The organism is Pseudomonas sp. TH49, assembly GCF_016650625.1.
Lineage (GTDB): Bacteria > Pseudomonadota > Gammaproteobacteria > Pseudomonadales > Pseudomonadaceae > Aquipseudomonas > Aquipseudomonas fluorescens_H.
Genome location: NZ_JAEKFL010000001.1, coordinates 1,066,011 through 1,082,391, shown reverse-complemented (window position 1 = coordinate 1,082,391; position 16,381 = coordinate 1,066,011). Strand labels below are relative to the sequence as shown.

Here is a 16,381-nt window from a genome sequence, read left to right as displayed (position 1 = left end):
AGTACGCTGCACTCGCTCGCAGTTTTTCGTGATCCGAGTTTGGGGCCGCTTCGCAGCCCAGTGGGAGCAAGCTCCCTCGCCACAGGTTATGCATCGGCGGCTCCTAGCAGGATTCGCCCGCTGGAGCAGGTCGCGGTCTCATTTCGGTAGGCGAAATACAGCTTGCCGCGTTCGGGATCGAACCGCAGGTGTAGCTGGATTTCATCGCCCGGGCGCACCAGTTGCTGGAATTTCAGCACTTCCATGCCGGCAAATTTGCCGGGCAGGTTCAGCAGGTGTCGGCCGAGGTTCAGTGCCCATTCGACTTGCACCACGCCGGGCAGCACCGGGGCCTTGGGGAAGTGACCGCTGAAGTAGGCCAGGTCCGGCGGAACACTCAATTGCAGGCTCCACTCGCCGTCGGTTTCGAGCTGTTCCAGCACTTCCGGGGCTTTCGGCCGTGGTGCCAGCAGCAGCGCTTCGATGTCGGCCTGCGGCAGCTTGCCCTGGCTGTTCAGCGGCAGTTGCCGCACCAGACGCCAGCGCCGGGGCAAGGCCAAGGCTTCGCAATGCTGGCTCAGGTGTTTGCGCAGGGCTTCGGTCAGGTTGCGACGGCCCTGTTCACGCAAGGCAAACAGGCCTGCGTCGCTGAGCACCAGCAAGGCACCCAGCACCGCGCGGTTTTCCTGAACCACGCCCAGGCGTGCTTCGGCGACCCAGTCGTGGGCGATCAGCGCCTGTTCCAGCATCGGCAGGGAGATGCGTTTCTCTTCGAGTTTGACGATGCGGTCCAGCCGCCCGAGCAGTTCGAAACGCCCGTCGGCAGCGATGCGCGCGGCGTCGGCGGTGTGTTCGACATGCCCGGCGGGCAAATAGGGGGAAGCGATCAGCAGGGCGCCGTCGCTGTCCTGACTCAGTTCAACCCCGGCGAAGGGCTGCCACAGGCTGGCGCCCTGACGCCAGGCGATGCCACCGGTTTCCGAGCTGCCGAGGATTTCCGTCGGCCACTGATGCAGGCGTTGCTGCAGGCTCTGTGCTGCGTCTGCCGGTAACGCACCGCCGGAGGAAAACACCCGGCGCACGGCACTCAGTGCTGGCCAGTCGAGGTTGTCGCCCATGCGTTTGAGCAGCGCCGGGCTGGCGACCCAGGCGAAGGCCGGGTGTTCGCGGCTGGCGCGCTGCAGGTCTTCCGAGAATGCCAGTTGCTTGCGCCCGAACGGACGTCCGGCGCACAGCGGCCACAGCACCCGGAACAACAAACCGTAGATGTGCTGGGTGGCGACGCTGCCGATGATCCAGGCTTCACCGAGATCCGCGCCCCACAGTTGCTCCAGTGCCTCGACCTCGTTGGCCAGTTGGCGCAGGGTCTTGTCGATGCGCTTGGGTTCACCGCTGGAGCCGGAGGTGCACAGGCTCAGGCGGCACTGCTCGAGATCGAGTTCGGCGCCGGGCAAGGCAGGCTGCAGCAGATCGTTCAAGTGAGCGTCATCGGCATGATCGCTCAACCACAGATCGACTTCACTCGACCAGCGCTGGCGGGTCTGCGCTTGCAGATCGGAGGGCAGCAGGACGCTGACGCCGGCGCGCCAGGCTCCGAGCAGGGCGATGGCGAGGTCGGCGGCATCTTCCAGATGCACCGCCATGCTCTGCACGCCGCGTGCTTGCAGGCCGGCGGCAACGCTCAGCGCCTGCTCGCGCAGTTGCGTGTGATCGAGCGCCGGGGCGGCGCTGATCACGCGCGCCGGCAGGGCCTTGAGCAACAGTTGCTCAAGTTTTATCCAGTTCATTTACGGCCTCTTACCCGTTGTCGTATCAGCCATTCAATGGCAAACATCAGGCCGATCAATCCGTAGGAGATCAGGCCGGTGTACAACATCCACCAATGCAGCGGCGCCCACAGGGTCAGGAGCGCGGCGCACAAACCGTTGCAGAAGAAAAACACGCTCCAGGCCACGGTGACCTGGCGGGTGTAGCGGATCGCCTCGGGCGGCAGGTGCGGCTCGCGCAGTCGCGCCAGACGCTCGACCATCGGCGGCCCGTATTTCAGACTCAGGCTGAACAGCACCAGCATGAAGCCGCTGATCAACACCGGATACCAGCGCAGCAACAGCGGACTGTCGAACAGCGCCAGCAGCAGGCAGAACACGATCGCCACGCAGGCCATCCAGCGGCTGCCGGGTTTGCGCTCGCCGGTCAGCGCGCGCGCCAGCCACAGGCCGCCCAGCAGCAGTCCGAACTGCCACGGGGCGAAGTGCTCCATGCCGAAATACACCGCAAAGGGGTACAGCAGCCCCGCCAACAGCAGGCCGAGGCCGATCAATCGGCTCATGCGGCCGGTTGAACCAGACGGTAGACCGCCTCGACCACGTCACCGACAGTGCGCACCGATTTGAATTCTTCGGCGGCGATTTTCTTGCCGGTCTGGCGTTTGATGTGATCGATCAGGTCGACCGCGTCGATGCTGTCGATTTCCAGATCCTGATACAGGTTGGACTCCAGGCTGATCCGCGCCGGATCCAGTTCGAACAGCTCGACCAAGGCATCGCGCAGGGTGTTGAAAATGTCGTCACGAGTTTGCATGGTCCGGTCTCAAGCTGCCTTTTTTGCCGTGACGAATGCCGCAAGGCTCGCCACGTTGGTGAAGTGGTTACGGGTGTCTTTGGCGTCGGCGTCGATCTTGATGCCGTACTTTTTCTGGATCGCCAGACCCAGTTCCAGTGCGTCGACGGAATCCAGGCCCAAGCCTTCGCCGAACAGCGTCTGTTCGTCACCGATGTCGTCGACGCTGATGTCTTCGAGGCCCAGGGCATCGATGATCAGCAGTTTGATGTCGCGCACCAGGCCAGGGTTATTCAGATCGCTCATCTTCGGCGAGCTCCTTAATGTAGTAAGAGTGCAAATAATCATTGAGCTTGCGCGAGGCCTGCGGTGCAGGGCCTTGCGTGGCGAAAGTCTGTGGATCTATATCGGCCCCGATACGAAAACTGAAGTGCACGCGGCGGTGAGGGATGCGATACCAGGGTTCGGCCTTGGTCAGGGTGGTCGGATTGACCTTGATGACCACTGGCGTAAGGATTTTCGCACCGCGCAGGGCAATCGCCGCCGCCCCCCGATGAAAGGCTGGCGCCTGACCAGGTTGAGTGCGCGTGCCCTCGGGGAAAATGATCAGGGTCTGGCCGTTTTGCAGGGATTCGGCCGCGGCATCGAGCATGTCCATGCTGCCGTCATTGCTGATGTATTCGGTGCTGCGCAGCGGGCCGCGGGTGAAGGGGTTTTCCCACAGGCTTTTCTTCACCACGCAATTGGCCTGGCGCACCAGGCCGATCAGGAACACCACGTCGATCAGCGACGGGTGGTTGGCGATGATCATCTGCCCCGGCCGGCCGAGGCGTTCCGCCCCTTGAATGTCGTAGGTCAGGACCCCGGTGCGGGCCATGAACCGCACGAAAAACCAGAACAGCCGACTGACGGTTTGCCGCGCGCGCTGGCGATGCTTGAGCGCGTCTCCCGGCAAATAGCCGAGCAACGGGAACACCAGCAGGCGCAGGCACAGCCCGCCCAGCCCGAACAGAGCGAAACTGGCGGCGGTGGCCAGCAAGCGCCAGTAATAGGCGTCGCGGTTCTTCGCGGTCACGGGTTGCGTTGCCAGGTCCATACACGATTTTTCCAGGCATGTTGGCAATGGGATTGCTGGCCGAGCAGGGTGCGCAACAAATTGAGCGCGTGTGGCCATTGCGTTTTGGACAGTGCCTCCGGGCCGCTGTTCAGGGTCAGCCGCCAGTCGGTACCGGGAGTGAGCAGCAGGCCCAGCGCATAGGGGAACGGGACGTCGTCGATCCACTGCGAATAGGCCTCGGGCGGCTGCTCTTCGGTGATGATCAGCAGCACCGCCGGAGCGCCTTCGTCGAGCAGGGCAGCGGCTTCGAGGATGCCGTGTTCCAGGCCATCGCCCGCCGCCGCGAGGGCGGTCATTTCGCTGGTTTCGCCGCGCATGATCGACCACAGACCGATGATTGCGTTGTGCACCGACAGGCTGAACTGGGTCGGCGACAACGGCTCGTCCTTGGCCAGATCACTGAGGATCTCGAAGGTACGCGGGGTTTCGCCGTGGCGCGAAACAAACACCAGCGGCAGGTTCTCCCGTCCGTCGGCCAGCGGCCAGCCGACACTGAACGCCATGCGCGCCAGGCGGCTGAGCCGACGGCGCTGCATGGCCGGCAGAAACGACACATCGGGCGCGACATCGCTGCCCGGGAGCACGACCGGTTGTCGGCTCCAGGCCTGCCACGCGTCCACGCTGTCGAGCCCCGGGGCCCACGCGCGCCATTGGGCGATGTTGAAGTTGATCACGGAGTTCATCCCGCCCCTGCGGGCTTTTATGACGCTTTGAGTCGCCAAAGCCGCGGCTGACCTGACGTGGCGCTTGGCGCCGGGTGGCGCGCATTATCCCGGTGCGACGAGTGTGTAGCAAATGTTGGTTACGTTTTGCTCAACGAAATGTACTGAGTGGTTCGCAGAAAAACTGTCACTTGGCCATTATCCGGATCGTGGGGGATTTGTCTGTCGGGCCTATCAGCGCACACGGGAGGTTTTTGCCCTCTGTTCCCGCTGATTTTTGCGCCTGACTCTGTAGTCCGCGTCGTTGAAGGTAGCGAAGCGCACGCACAGGCAACTACACTCGGTCATTCTTTGATACACGGAGGTTTTGTCATGCGGCGCGTGGTGTTCAATCAGAAAGGTGGCGTGGGCAAATCCAGCATTGCCTGCAATCTGGCGGCGGTGAGTGCCAGCGAGGGCTATCGCACGCTATTGGTCGACCTCGATGCCCAGGCCAACTCCACTCAGTATCTGACGGGGCTCACCGGGAATGACATACCGATGGGCATTGCCGACTTCTTCAAGCAGACCCTGTCTTCCGGTCCGTTCTCGAAGAAAAACCAGGCCGACATCTACGAAACCCCGTTCGACAACCTGCACATCATCACCGCCACCGCTGAACTGGCCGATCTGCAGCCCAAGCTTGAGGCCAAGCACAAGATCAACAAGCTGCGTAAGTTGCTGGATGAACTGGATGGCGAATACGACCGGATTTATCTCGACACCCCTCCCGCGCTGAACTTTTACGCGGTATCGGCACTGATTGCCGCTGATCGTGTGCTGATTCCCTTCGATTGCGACAGCTTCTCGCGTCAGGCGCTGTACGGCCTGCTAGCGGAAATCGGAGAGTTGAAGGAAGACCACAACGAAGGGCTGGAAGTCGAAGGCATCGTGGTCAATCAGTTCCAGGCCCGGGCCAGCCTGCCGCAGCAGATTCTTGATGAATTGATTGCCGAGGGCTTGCCGGTGCTGCCGGTGTACCTGAACAGCTCGGTGCGCATGCGCGAGTCGCACCAGGCCAGCACCCCGCTGATCCACCTCGACCCACGGCACAAACTGACGCAGCAGTTCGTTGAACTGCACAATCTGCTCGAAGACCATTGATTTTCCTGTGGGAGCGAGCCTGCTCGCGAAGAGGCCAGCACATTCAACATCTCTGTTGACTGAACGGACGCCTTCGCGAGCAGGCTCGCTCCCACATTGGGTTCTCTGGAGGGTCAGATGCCCTGGCTACGCAGCCACGCCAGCAGCTGCGGCAACGGAAATGCCCCGCTCTGGCGCGCCACTTCCCTACCGTTCTTGAACAGAATCAGGCTCGGAATCGAACGAATCCCCAACTGCGCCGACAACTGCTGATTGGCTTCGCTGTCGAGCTTGGCCAACCGGCACTTGCCCGCCAACTGCGCCGCCGCCTGCTCGAACACTGGTGCAAACGACTTGCACGGCCCACACCAGTCCGCCCACACATCCACCAACAACGGCAGATCACCTTTGATCTGGCTGGCGTAGTCGCCTTGCTTGAGTTCGAACGGCTTGCTCAGCAGCACCGCGGATTTGCAGCGCCCGCACTTCGGCTGATCGCCCAGGCGTTCGGCGGGGATGCGGTTGAGGCCGTTGCAGGCGGGGCAGGGGATGAGCAGTGGGTGGGTCATGAGCGAGGTCCAGTGAAGGGCGATAAACCCTAGTTGGAGACGTTTGCTCATATTTTCAATCATGCGGATTTCAATGTTGGATCTAGGCTGAGTCGTACCGAGGCAGACCGTTGGTCTGCCTGGATGTATCGCAAGTTGCGATAATTTTATTTTGTGATTAACTCCCCATAGCAGAATGCGATAAGGATGTTGCATGCATGTGTTCAGTGAAAAACCCATTCGAGAGGCCAAGGAGCAGTGGCCACAGGCAGCAAGCGCGCTAGCGCAATGGTTTCGTCTGGCAAGCAGGAGTTATTCAAAGGACTTCGCGGCAATGAAGTCGATATTTCCTGCCACCGACAAGGTGGGTGATCTCCACGTTTTCGACATTGGTGGCAACAAACTGAGGCTGATCGCCTTTGTCAGTTATCGATCACAAAGGCTCTACATCAAGCATGTGCTCGACCACCGCGAATACGATCGGGGCAAATGGAAGGAGGGAAAGGTATGAGTAGTTTGATCAAGACAGTTGCCGAGCACTGGGAGTTTGTCTCTCCGTTGCTGCGAAAACCGAAAAATGAAGAGGATTACGATGCCTTGGTTCAGGCCGTCGACGAGATCCTTGAGATAACCGGTGATGATGGCTCGCACCCACTCGCGAGTCTGCTGGACATCATCAGTGACTGGATTGCCGAGTGGGATCGCACGCACCATCCGATGGCCGATGCGAGCGGAGAAGAGGTCCTCGGCTACATGATGCGCGAACATGGTCTGACTCAAAGCGATCTGCCGGGTGTGGGTACTCAATCCGTTGTTTCAGAAATTCTGAACGGCAAGCGCAAATTGAACCTGCGGCAGGTTCGCTGGTTGGCCGACTACTTCAAGGTGCCTGTAGACGTATTCATCTAGTCTGTCTCAAGACGAACAACTGATCTCCAGATGCTTGCCCCACTCCGGCGGCCGCTCGGCATAACCCTCCATCCCTGGCTGTTCGTCAAACGGTTTGCTCAGCACCGCATGCAGCCGGCGCACCTCGGAGTAGTCGCCTTGTTCGGCGGCGTCGATGGCTTTTTGTGCCAGGTAGTTGCGCAGGATGTACAGCGGATTGACCGCGTGCATCCGTGCGCGGCGTTGTTCCTGATTGCTGTCGCCATCGCGGGCAACCCGTGCCACGTAGCGCTCGCCCCAGGCATCGAAGCCTTTGATGTCGACGAAGTCATCGCGCAGGCGGGCGACGGCTTGCTCTGCGGACTGGTCGCCGAGGCGGCGGAAAAACAACGTGTAGTCGACGCCGCTGTTTTGCATCAGTTGCAGCAGGTCTTCGAGCAGTTTCTGGTCGTCGTCTTCGGCGCTGGTGAAACCGAGGCGACGACGCATCAGGTCGAGGTAGTGCGCCTGGAACAACGGCAGGTACAAACCGAGGGTTTCGCGCAGGGCTTCGACGCTGATGAACGGCGTCAGGGCCTGGGCCAGGGCGCTGAGGTTCCACTGGCCGATCGGCACTTGGTTGCTGAACGAGTAGCGGCCCTGATCATCGGAGTGGTTGCAGATGAAGTTGGCGTCGAAATCGTCGAGGAAGGCGAATGGGCCGAAGTCGAAGGTGATGCCGAGGATCGACATGTTGTCGGTGTTCATCACGCCGTGACAGAAGCCGTAGGCCTGCCACTTGGCGATCAGTTCGGCATTGCGCTCGACGATCTCGCGGAACATCGCCAGATACGGCTCAGGCTGCTCCAGGCATTCGGGATAGTGCATCGCCAGTACGTGCTCACCGAGCTGTTTCTGCTGCTCGGGACGCTTGGTGTAGTAGAAGTATTCGAAGTGGCCGAAGCGCACATGGCTCGGCGCCAGACGCAGCACCATCGCCGCGCGCTCCTGCTTCTCGCGCCACACCGGAGTGTCGGAGCCAATCACGCAGGCCGCGCGCGAAGACGGGATGTTCAGCGCGTGCAGCGCCTCGGAGGCAAGGAATTCGCGGATCGACGAACGCAACACCGCGCGGCCATCGCCCATGCGCGAAAACGGCGTCTGCCCGGCGCCCTTCAAATGCAGGTCCCAGTGCTCGCCAGCGTTGTTGTAAACCTCGCCCAGCAGTAAGCCGCGACCATCGCCCAGTTGCGGCGTGTAGCCACCGAACTGGTGCCCGGAATAGACCATCGCCCGTGGCTCGGCATCCGCCCATAACTTGTGGCCGCCGAACAGTTCGGCGAATTCCTGAGTGTCAGCCGTCGTCGGCTCGAGATCGAGCAAGGCCAGGGCCGCCGGGCTGGCGACGACCAGACGCGGGTTGTCGATCGGTTCGGGCAGCACGTGGGCGGAGAACGCGTCGCCCAGGCGAGCGAAGCGATTGTCGAAGGTCAGTTCGTCGAGGGCTTTCAAGGGCCGGCTCCAGCAGAATGTCCGAGCATTCTGCTGGGATTAGACCGGTTAGTCGAGTTTGGCCGGCGGCGGCTCTTGCAGCGGCTTTTGCTCGCCGCTGATCGGCACGATGGTTTTGCTGTCGTCCTCGACCGGCACCAACTTGTATTCCTGGTCGTGAAGGTTCTTCAGGTACACCTCCATCTGGCGGAACGAGATGTTGATGTGCTGCTTCTTGAACTCGCGGTTGATGAAGCGGTTCACTTCGTCGATCACCGGGTTGCGGTCACCGAGGTCGCGCACGTGCATGCGCAATTCGTGGTCGAGGGTGCTTTCGCCGAAGTTGAGGAAGTACACGTGCGGCTCGGGTTCCTTGAGGACGCGCGGGTTTTCCCGGGCGGCCTTGAGCAGCAGTTCCTTGACCAGATCCAGGTCGGAGCCATAATCCACGCCGAGTTTCAGAGTGACGCGGGTGATGGTGTCGGTCAGCGACCAGTTGATCAGTTGCCCGGTGATAAACGTCTTGTTCGGGACAATGATGTCCTTGCGGTCGAAGTCGGTGATGGTCGTGGCGCGGATGCGGATCTTGCTCACCGTGCCGGACAGGTTGCCGATGGTGATGGTGTCGCCGATCCGCACCGGGCGTTCGAACAGGATCATGATGCCGGAGATGAAGTTGGCGAAGATCTCCTGCATACCGAAACCGAGGCCGACTGACAGCGCCGCCACCAGCCACTGCAACTTGTCCCAACTGACGCCGAGGGTCGACAGCGTGGAGACAAAGCCGACGCCGGCGATCACGTAAGACAGCAGCGTCGTGGTCGCATAGGCGCTGCCCTGCGCCAGATTGAGTTTCGACAGCACTAATACTTCGAGCAGACCCGGCAAGTTGCGCGCCAGCGCGAAGGTGATGCCGATGATGATCAGCGCACCGAGCATGTCGCCGATGCTGATCGGCACCATGCTCATATTGGCGCCGGTGCCGCTGGTGTATTCGTAGAGGGTGATGTTGTCGAGGTACGAGAACACCGAGATCAGGTCGGCCCAGACCCAGTACAGCGCGGCGATGAAGCCGCCGAGCAGCGCCAGACGGATCAGACGCAGCGACTGTTCGTTGACCTTTTCGATGTCCAGGGTCGGCTCTTCGATCACCGCTTCGCCGTCGCCGGCCTCTTTCGCGGCCTGGCGTTTGGCCAGGGCGCGCTGGTAAGCCAGACGGCGTGCGGCAACCGCCAGACCACGGACGAAGGTGGCTTCGATCACCAGCCAGAACATCAGCAGGTACAGGGTGTTGATCAACCGGTCGCTGAGTTTCAGCGCGGTGTAGTAGTAGCCGAAGCACACCGCGACGAACAGGGCGATCGGCAGCAGGGTGAACATGATGCCCACGGCCTTGCGGAACAGCGAAGCGTTTTCATGGGCCGGACTGCTGATCAACAGGCGGCTGAGCAGCCATGCCATCAGCGCATAGCAGGTCAGCACCACCGGCATGCCCAGTACGTCGTCTGCCAGCGCCGCCGGTTGCAGCTCGGCGACGGCCACGACGGCCACCAGTGCCATGACCACCAGGCCCAGGCGACGTACCCAGCCTTGAAGGAATTCGACCTGCGGTTTTTCCCAGCGAAAATGCAACTCGGCCACGCCGCCCGGCGCGAGAATCCGGTAGGCGGTGTAGAACACCAGCCACGCCTGGCCCATTTGCAGCAGCGCCGCGCCCATGTTGGCGTTTTGTCCGCGGGCGTCGATTTGCAGGGCCAGACCGCACAGGCCCAGACCCAGGGCTACCGGCATCGCCAGCAGAATGTTGATCAGGATCGCCTGCGGCGTGTGCCACTGGCTGTCGCGCTTGAAGTGACCGATGTCCTGGTGAACCTTGTTCAGCCGCGCATACAGATGTTTGCGCCGCCATAGCAGCGCGCCGATCAGAAGGGCCAGCGGCAGGAACAGCAGTGGACGCTGGGTCAGACCGTCGGTCAGTTCGCTCAGGCTTGAGGCCCACGGCAGGGTGTCTACCTGACGTTGCAGACGCTCCGGCACGCCGCGCAGCCATTCGGTATCCAGCGGCTTGTTGCTGGGAATCCAGAACATCTGCTCATCAAGGGTCGCGCGCAGGCTTTGCGCGGTGCTCAGTAGTTGTTTCTGATTGAGCTGCAGGGTGATCGATTCGTTGAGCACCGCGCTCAGTTCGCGGTTCAGGCGCTCCAGCAGATCGGCGCGGGTATTGGCCAGCTCCAGCAGGCTCCTGCGCAGCTGCGGGGTGACTTGCTCCGGCGGCTGGGTGGAGAGCAGATTGTCGACGTAGGTCGCCGGGTTGCTCAGCAGTTCGCGCTGCTGGCTGACTTCGAACTGATACAGGCGAATGTCGGCGATCTGGTCCGCCAGATCGCGGTCGACCTTGAGTCGTGGCAACGCCTGTTTCTGCTTATAGAGAATCTTCGACAGCAACAGGCTGCCCTTGAGCACGTTGATCTGCTCGTCGAGGGCCGAGTCGCTCTGGGTCAGGCTGTCGAGTTGCTGTTTGGTCTGCAGGTTTTGCTGGGTGACTTCGTTGAGGCGGTCAGTGCTTTTGAGCAAGTAGTCCGAAAGCTTGAGGTTGGCCGCGCTTTCGCTGGCGAGCAGGCTGCTGCCGCCGGCCTTCTGCGCCTCGATCGATTGCTGGGTAACGGTTTCCTGCGACTGCGCCAGACGTTTCTGGTTGATCAGGGTCTGCAGTTCCTGGATCTCGCGGTCGAGACGGTCGGATTTCTCCGAGAGCAAATCGTGCTGGCTGTTGCCCAGATCCTGCAACTGGCTGTTGCCCGCCAGTTCCTGACGGCGCAGCGGGATCAGCGCGTTCAGCGCGGCCAGTTCGGCGTTCAACTGGTCGCGTTGTTCGGCGCTGACGGTCTTGCCGCTGTCCTTGCCGGACTTGAGGATGGTGTTGATCTGCTGGATGCGCGTCTGGCTGGCGGAGATTTCCGCCTGGGCGCGCTCGGGACGGGTCTGGGCGGTGATGATCAGGCTGTTGGCATCGGCCAGCGCTTTTTGCAGATCGCTTTGCTGGGTCGAGCGATCCGTGAGGATCTGCTCCAACTGCGGAATCGACTCCCTGGGGAAACGCTGCGCCATCGGCACTACCGCCGTGGCCTTGAGGCGTGCCAGTTCGCGGGTGTTCTCGATGGTCTGCCGAGGGGCTGAGGCCAGTTGTTGCTTGAGGTCGATCAGCTTCTGGTCGTAGTCACGCCGGTTGTTGAGCTGATTGAGGGTATTTTGCAGGACCGTCTGCAGGGTCTTTTTATCGGCATCCGGCAGTTTGCTGTCGGCCAGTTTGTCCAGGCTGGCCTGCACGGCTTCGCTGGACGGTGGTTCGGCGGCATACAGCGGGCCGACGGAAAGACTCAGGCCCAGCAGGGCCGCGAAAAAGAAAGAGCGCAGGGTAGGCATAGAGACCGGTCAAGCAAGTGATAGTGGACGCAGTTTAGAGGAAGAGACCGGGGCCCGGGCGACTTCCTTCGGGGAATCTGACGCCCACTTTGCCGATCTTGTTCCCGTCCATGACCGCAACCGTCCAGTGGGTGTTGTTCCACTCCACCTGGTCGCCAACGATCGGTGCACCACCGACCTTCTGGGCAATGAATGCACCCAGCGTCATGTCCGGATCGATGCCCTCGGCCGGCAACCCGTAAAGCGCTGCAACCGCTTTAAGCTGGGCGTCTCCTTCGAGTACGAAGTCACCGAAGAAGCGCAGATCCAGACCACGTTGCGGCGCCTGGCTGAACAGTTTGCCGAGGGCCGGAAGGTTGTGTTCATGGCCGATCACACACAGCAAATCATCGACTTCCAGCACCGTACTACCCGACGGATGGAGCAGTTGCTGGCCACGAAACAGCGCGGCAATGCGTGTGCCTTCGGGCATTTTCAGTTCACGCAGGGGCGAACCGATGCACCATTTCTCGGCGCCGAGCTTGTAAACGAACAGCTCCCACTCGCTGGTGATGTGCACTTCCAGCGCTGAACGGGAGATCGGCGCGGGCTCCGGCGGTACCGTCACCTTGAGCAGTTTGGCCACCCACGGCAGGCTCGTGCCCTGCACCAGCAGCGACACCAGCACGATGAAGAACGCGAGGTTGAAGTACAGCTGAGCATTCGGCAGCCCGGCCATCAACGGGAACACCGCGAGAATGATCGGGACCGCGCCGCGCAGACCGACCCAGGAGATAAATGCTTTCTCGCGACCGTGGAACGCCTTGAACGGCAGCAGGCCGACCAGCACCGACAGCGGCCGGGCGAACAGAATCATCCACAGCGCCAGACCCAGCGCGGGCAGGGCGATGGGCAGCAAGTCATGCGGGGTGACCAGCAGCCCCAGCACGAGGAACATGCCGATCTGCGCCAGCCATGCCATGCCGTCGAGCATGTGCAGGATGCCGTGACGGCTGCGCACCGGGCGGTTGCCGATCACCAGACCGCACAGATACACCGCGAGGAAACCGCTGCCGTGCAGGGCGTTGGTCAGGGCGAACACCACCAGACCACCGGCGATCACCAGAATCGGGTACAGGCCGGTGGCGAGGTTGATCCGGTTGACCAGTTGCAGCATCAGCCAGCCGCCGCCCAGCCCGATCACGCCACCGATGCCGAACTCGCGCACCAGATGCCCGAGCAGGCTCCAGTGCAGGCCGGTCTGGCCGCTGGCGAGCATGTCGATCAGGGTCACGGTGAGGAACACCGCCATCGGGTCGTTGCTGCCGGATTCGATTTCCAGGCTGGCGGTCACCCGTTCGTTGAGGCCCTTGCCGCCGAGCAGCGAGAACACCGCGGCGGCGTCCGTAGAGCCAACGATGGCGCCGATCAGCAGGCCCTGAATCAGGTTCAGGTCGAACAGCCACGCGGCGGCCATGCCGGTCAGCCCGGTAGTGATCAACACCCCGACCGTCGCCAGCGATAGCGCCGGCCACAAGGCCACACGGAAACTCGAAACCCGGGTGCGCAAGCCACCGTCGAGGAGGATCACCGCCAGTGCGAGGTTGCCGACCAGATAGGCCGTCGGGTAGTTATCGAAAATGATCCCGCCGCCATCGACCCCGGCGGTCATGCCGACCGCGAGAATGATCACCAGAATGGGGATGCCGAGACGGGAGGAAAGTGAGCTGACAAGAATGCTCGCACCTACCAGCAACGCGCCGATCAAGAACAGGCTGTTGATGGTCGTCGCATTCAAAGGCAGTACTCCAGAAGCGTAAAGACGGGCACAAACTGACCATGCAGTCTGCGTGCCAGCGATTCTAACCTGTTGAAATGTGATGCTGTCAAAAAGCTTTTTACGCTATGGGATTTGAGGTATGGGTTCGGCTGGGGATCGCTACCCTCACCCTAGCCCTCTCCCGGAGGGAGAGGGGACCGACCGCGGGGTTTGTTCAAGTTACACCGACCTGCAATATCGAGCCGAACTCAAAATCTGCAAAGCCCCCAATGTGCTCCCTTTCCCCCTCTCCCTCTGGGAGAGGGCTGGGGTGAGGGGCTTTTGACCTTGATCTGAAAATTTACAGGCTGAACCGCCCAACCATATTGTTCAGATCCAGCGCCAACCGCGACAGCTCGTTGCTCGCCGCACTGGTCTGATTCGCGCCGGTGGCCGATTGCACCGAGAGGTCGCGGATGTTCACCAGGTTGCGATCGACTTCGCGGGCCACTTGCGCCTGCTCTTCGGCGGCGCTGGCGATCACCAGGTTGCGCTCGTTGATTTCGACGATCGCGGTGTTGATGGTGTCCAGCGACATCCCGGCACCACGGGCGATGTTCAGGGTCGATTCGGCGCGTTCGGTGCTGTTGCGCATCGAGTCCACGGCGTGTTCGGTGCCACTCTGGATGCTGCCGATCATGCGTTCGATTTCGCTGGTCGACTGCTGGGTGCGATGCGCCAGGGCACGAACCTCGTCCGCCACCACGGCAAAACCACGCCCGGCTTCACCGGCACGCGCCGCTTCAATCGCCGCGTTCAGGGCCAGCAGGTTGGTCTGATCCGCCAGACCACGAATCACATCCAGCACCTTACCGATGTCGCGGGATTCATTCGCCAGTTCGCCGATCAGGGTCGCGGTGCTCTGCACATCGGCGCTCATGCGTTCGATGGCGCTGACGGTTTCCTGTACCAGGTCACGGCCGTCGCCGGCCGAAGTGGTGGCGTTCTTCGAGGCTTCCGAAGTGCTCACCGCATTGCGCGCGACTTCTTCCACGGCGCTGGTCATCTCGTTGACAGCGGTGGCGGCCTGTTCGATTTCGTTGTTCTGCTGGGTCAGGCCACGGGCGCTTTCGTCGGTGACGCTGTTCAACTCTTCAGCAGCGGAAGCCAGCTGGGTGGCAGAGCCGGAGATGCGCTGCAGGGTGTCGCGCAACTTCGATTGCATCTTGGCCATGGCCGCCAGCAGGCGTCCCGCTTCGTCGGTGCCGTCGACGTGGATCGGCTGGGTCAGGTTGCCTTCGGCGATGGTTTCCGCCGCGTCCAGCGCTTTGGAGATCGGCTTGGTGATGCTGATGGTCAGCAGCCAGGCGAACAGGAAAGTCAGACCGGTCGCCACGACAAGCAGGGTGACCACCAGATTGAACGCCGAGGAATACTGGTCGACCGCCTCTTGATTGGTCTGGCTGATCTGCTCGCCGTTGATCTGCATCAGGCGGTTGAGCACGGTGTTCATCGCTTCGGAGTTGTTCAGCAACTCGGTGTTGAGCAGGTTGCGCAGCTCATCCACCTGATTGTTGCGCGACAGGCTCTTCATCCGGTCTTCGATCTGCCGGTACTGGCCCAGCAGTTGCACATATTGATCGTAGGCTGCGCGTTCCTGCGGGCCGCTGATCAACGGTTCATAGGCCGATTGGGCGGCGCGGATCTGCTGGTTGCGGGTGTCCAGCAGTTCCATGGTCTTCTGCTGCACGTCCGGCTCACGGTTGACCAGCAAGCGGTAGGACAGCACCCGCAGGCGCAAGGTCAGCTGGGTGAACTCGTCGAGGTTCTTGATGCTCGGCACACTGCTGTTGGTGATGTCCTCGGCGGCGCCGCGGATTTTGCTCATCTGGTTCAGGGCGAACACGCCGAGAATCAGCATCAGGCCGCCGATCAGGGCGAAGCCGGTAAACGCCCGGGGGGCGATATTCATGTTGCGAAGGGACATGGCGCGGATACCAAAAAGGGCCGCATCCATGCGGGCTGAGACTGCTGTATGGATGACTTATCGGTCATACGACTAAAGTCTTGAGGCACTGTGCGTATTTGTCGCATATGGGGCTGAGCGACGAAGTGCAGGAACCAGATCGGCAGATCACAGTCTTTTAAACTCGCGAGAACGGTCGGCCACCAGGAAAATCAAGGCCTTGCGCCGGTATAACCCTGGCATCCGCAGTGACTTTTCTTTATCGTACGCGCCCTTTGAAAAACGCTTGGAAGATCAAAATGTTGGAAGCATCCCTCAGCCAATTGGAACAGCTCGTCAGCGACCTGGTGCAACAGAACCAGACCCTCACGCAAACCAACCAGACCCTGTCCACGGAACTGGCCCAGGCCAAGGATGAAAACGAAAGCCTGCAACTGAGCCTGATGGAACAGGAAGAGAAGCACGGCGCCACCGCAGCGCGTATCCAGGCCTTGGTTGATCGCGTCAACGCAGGTCCTGTCAGCGCATGAACCACGGCACCGCAGGGGTAAAAGTCATCTCCATTCTTGGGGAGGACTATTCGATCAAGGCACCGGCCGGGGAAGAACAGACCCTGCTGGATGCCGCACTGATGCTCAAGGCTGCACTGGCCGACACCAAACGCAAATACCCGACGCTGATCGGTGACCGCTTGCTGGTGCTGGCCGCCATGAACCTGTGCTCGCAGCAGATCGAAATGAAGAAGCAGCACCAGGAAGAACTCGACCGTTACCAAGAGCAAGTCAGCGCCACGGTCGAAACCATCGCCAAGACCATCAATCAGGGCTGATGGGGTTGCGCACAACCAAAGAATAGATTGTCGATCAGGTTGTATACAATCGGCACGGCTGTTGCATTGTTTCGGCCACT

The 16,381-nt window shown here is 61.3% G+C and carries 15 protein-coding genes and 2 pseudogenes; 5 read left to right on the top strand and 12 right to left on the bottom strand.

Going from position 1 to position 16,381, the window contains the following annotated elements:
* Positions 1 to 86: 86 nt before the first annotated feature.
* Genes JFU48_RS04935 through JFU48_RS04910 form a run of 6 tightly spaced genes read right to left on the bottom strand, consistent with a single transcriptional unit; the run spans position 87 to position 4,338 of the window.
* On the bottom strand, positions 87 to 1,766 hold the full coding sequence (locus tag JFU48_RS04935) for an acyl-CoA synthetase family protein (RefSeq protein ID WP_201135987.1): 1,680 nt from the start codon (positions 1,764 to 1,766) through the stop codon (positions 87 to 89).
* The gene (locus tag JFU48_RS04930; RefSeq protein ID WP_007967286.1) at positions 1,763 to 2,308 is read right to left on the bottom strand and encodes a COG4648 family protein; all 546 of its coding nucleotides are present in this window, start codon (positions 2,306 to 2,308) and stop codon (positions 1,763 to 1,765) included. Before JFU48_RS04930 ends, JFU48_RS04935 begins: the two co-directional genes overlap by 4 nt.
* Entirely contained in the window at positions 2,305 to 2,559 is a 255-nt protein-coding gene (locus JFU48_RS04925; RefSeq protein ID WP_003220947.1) for an acyl carrier protein, read from the bottom strand. The genes JFU48_RS04930 and JFU48_RS04925 overlap by 4 nt, the downstream gene beginning before the upstream one ends.
* 9 nt (positions 2,560 to 2,568) lie before the next feature.
* Positions 2,569 to 2,844 (bottom strand): phosphopantetheine-binding protein, encoded by a 276-nt coding sequence (locus tag JFU48_RS04920; RefSeq protein WP_003220949.1) that lies wholly within the window; start codon positions 2,842 to 2,844, stop codon positions 2,569 to 2,571.
* Positions 2,828 to 3,634, bottom strand: coding sequence for a lysophospholipid acyltransferase family protein (locus JFU48_RS04915; RefSeq protein WP_103521131.1), 807 nt, complete (start codon positions 3,632 to 3,634; stop codon positions 2,828 to 2,830). The genes JFU48_RS04920 and JFU48_RS04915 overlap by 17 nt, the downstream gene beginning before the upstream one ends.
* The gene (locus JFU48_RS04910; RefSeq protein WP_201135986.1) at positions 3,610 to 4,338 is read right to left on the bottom strand and encodes a beta-ketoacyl synthase chain length factor; all 729 of its coding nucleotides are present in this window, start codon (positions 4,336 to 4,338) and stop codon (positions 3,610 to 3,612) included. Before JFU48_RS04910 ends, JFU48_RS04915 begins: the two co-directional genes overlap by 25 nt.
* Positions 4,339 to 4,689: 351 nt before the next feature.
* Between JFU48_RS04910 and JFU48_RS04905 the strand changes: the two genes are divergently transcribed.
* Positions 4,690 to 5,460: a ParA family protein gene (locus tag JFU48_RS04905; protein ID WP_103485568.1), complete on the top strand. Its 771-nt coding sequence runs from the start codon at positions 4,690 to 4,692 to the stop codon at positions 5,458 to 5,460.
* A 113-nt stretch (positions 5,461 to 5,573) separates the two neighbouring features.
* Here JFU48_RS04905 and trxC read toward each other — a convergent pair whose 3' ends face one another.
* Positions 5,574 to 6,008, bottom strand: a complete 435-nt coding sequence (trxC, locus tag JFU48_RS04900) for a thioredoxin TrxC (RefSeq protein ID WP_201135985.1) — start codon at positions 6,006 to 6,008, stop codon at positions 5,574 to 5,576.
* A 193-nt stretch (positions 6,009 to 6,201) separates the two neighbouring features.
* On the opposite strand from trxC, the gene JFU48_RS04895 reads away from it, so the two are divergent.
* Together JFU48_RS04895 and JFU48_RS04890 are read left to right on the top strand one after the other, a co-directional pair.
* On the top strand, positions 6,202 to 6,498 hold the full coding sequence (locus JFU48_RS04895) for a type II toxin-antitoxin system HigB family toxin (protein ID WP_201135984.1): 297 nt from the start codon (positions 6,202 to 6,204) through the stop codon (positions 6,496 to 6,498).
* Positions 6,495 to 6,896: a helix-turn-helix domain-containing protein gene (locus JFU48_RS04890; RefSeq protein ID WP_201135983.1), complete on the top strand. Its 402-nt coding sequence runs from the start codon at positions 6,495 to 6,497 to the stop codon at positions 6,894 to 6,896. Before JFU48_RS04895 ends, JFU48_RS04890 begins: the two co-directional genes overlap by 4 nt.
* 6 nt (positions 6,897 to 6,902) lie before the next feature.
* On the opposite strand, the gene selO is transcribed toward JFU48_RS04890, so the two are convergent.
* The 5 genes and pseudogenes from selO to JFU48_RS30480 all read right to left on the bottom strand — a co-directional run.
* Entirely contained in the window at positions 6,903 to 8,366 is a 1,464-nt protein-coding gene (gene selO / locus JFU48_RS04885) for a protein adenylyltransferase SelO (RefSeq protein WP_201135982.1), read from the bottom strand.
* Positions 8,367 to 8,414: 48 nt separating this feature from the next.
* Positions 8,415 to 11,768, bottom strand: coding sequence for a mechanosensitive channel MscK (gene mscK, locus JFU48_RS04880; protein WP_201135981.1), 3,354 nt, complete (start codon positions 11,766 to 11,768; stop codon positions 8,415 to 8,417).
* Positions 11,769 to 11,802: 34 nt separating this feature from the next.
* Positions 11,803 to 13,545: a potassium/proton antiporter gene (locus tag JFU48_RS04875; protein ID WP_003220963.1), complete on the bottom strand. Its 1,743-nt coding sequence runs from the start codon at positions 13,543 to 13,545 to the stop codon at positions 11,803 to 11,805.
* Between the two features lie 322 nt (positions 13,546 to 13,867).
* Positions 13,868 to 14,467 (bottom strand): annotated as a pseudogene (locus tag JFU48_RS30485) (methyl-accepting chemotaxis protein); the annotation flags it as partial.
* Between the two features lie 303 nt (positions 14,468 to 14,770).
* A pseudogene (locus JFU48_RS30480) lies at positions 14,771 to 15,427 on the bottom strand (MCP four helix bundle domain-containing protein); the annotation flags it as partial.
* 344 nt (positions 15,428 to 15,771) lie between these two features.
* Here JFU48_RS30480 and JFU48_RS04865 point away from each other — a divergent pair.
* Together JFU48_RS04865 and JFU48_RS04860 are read left to right on the top strand one after the other, a co-directional pair.
* Complete coding sequence (locus JFU48_RS04865) at positions 15,772 to 16,002, top strand: hypothetical protein (protein WP_003220969.1); 231 nt, start codon at positions 15,772 to 15,774, stop codon at positions 16,000 to 16,002.
* Positions 15,999 to 16,301, top strand: coding sequence for a cell division protein ZapA (locus JFU48_RS04860; RefSeq protein ID WP_003220971.1), 303 nt, complete (start codon positions 15,999 to 16,001; stop codon positions 16,299 to 16,301). Before JFU48_RS04865 ends, JFU48_RS04860 begins: the two co-directional genes overlap by 4 nt.
* Positions 16,302 to 16,381: the final 80 nt, after the last annotated feature.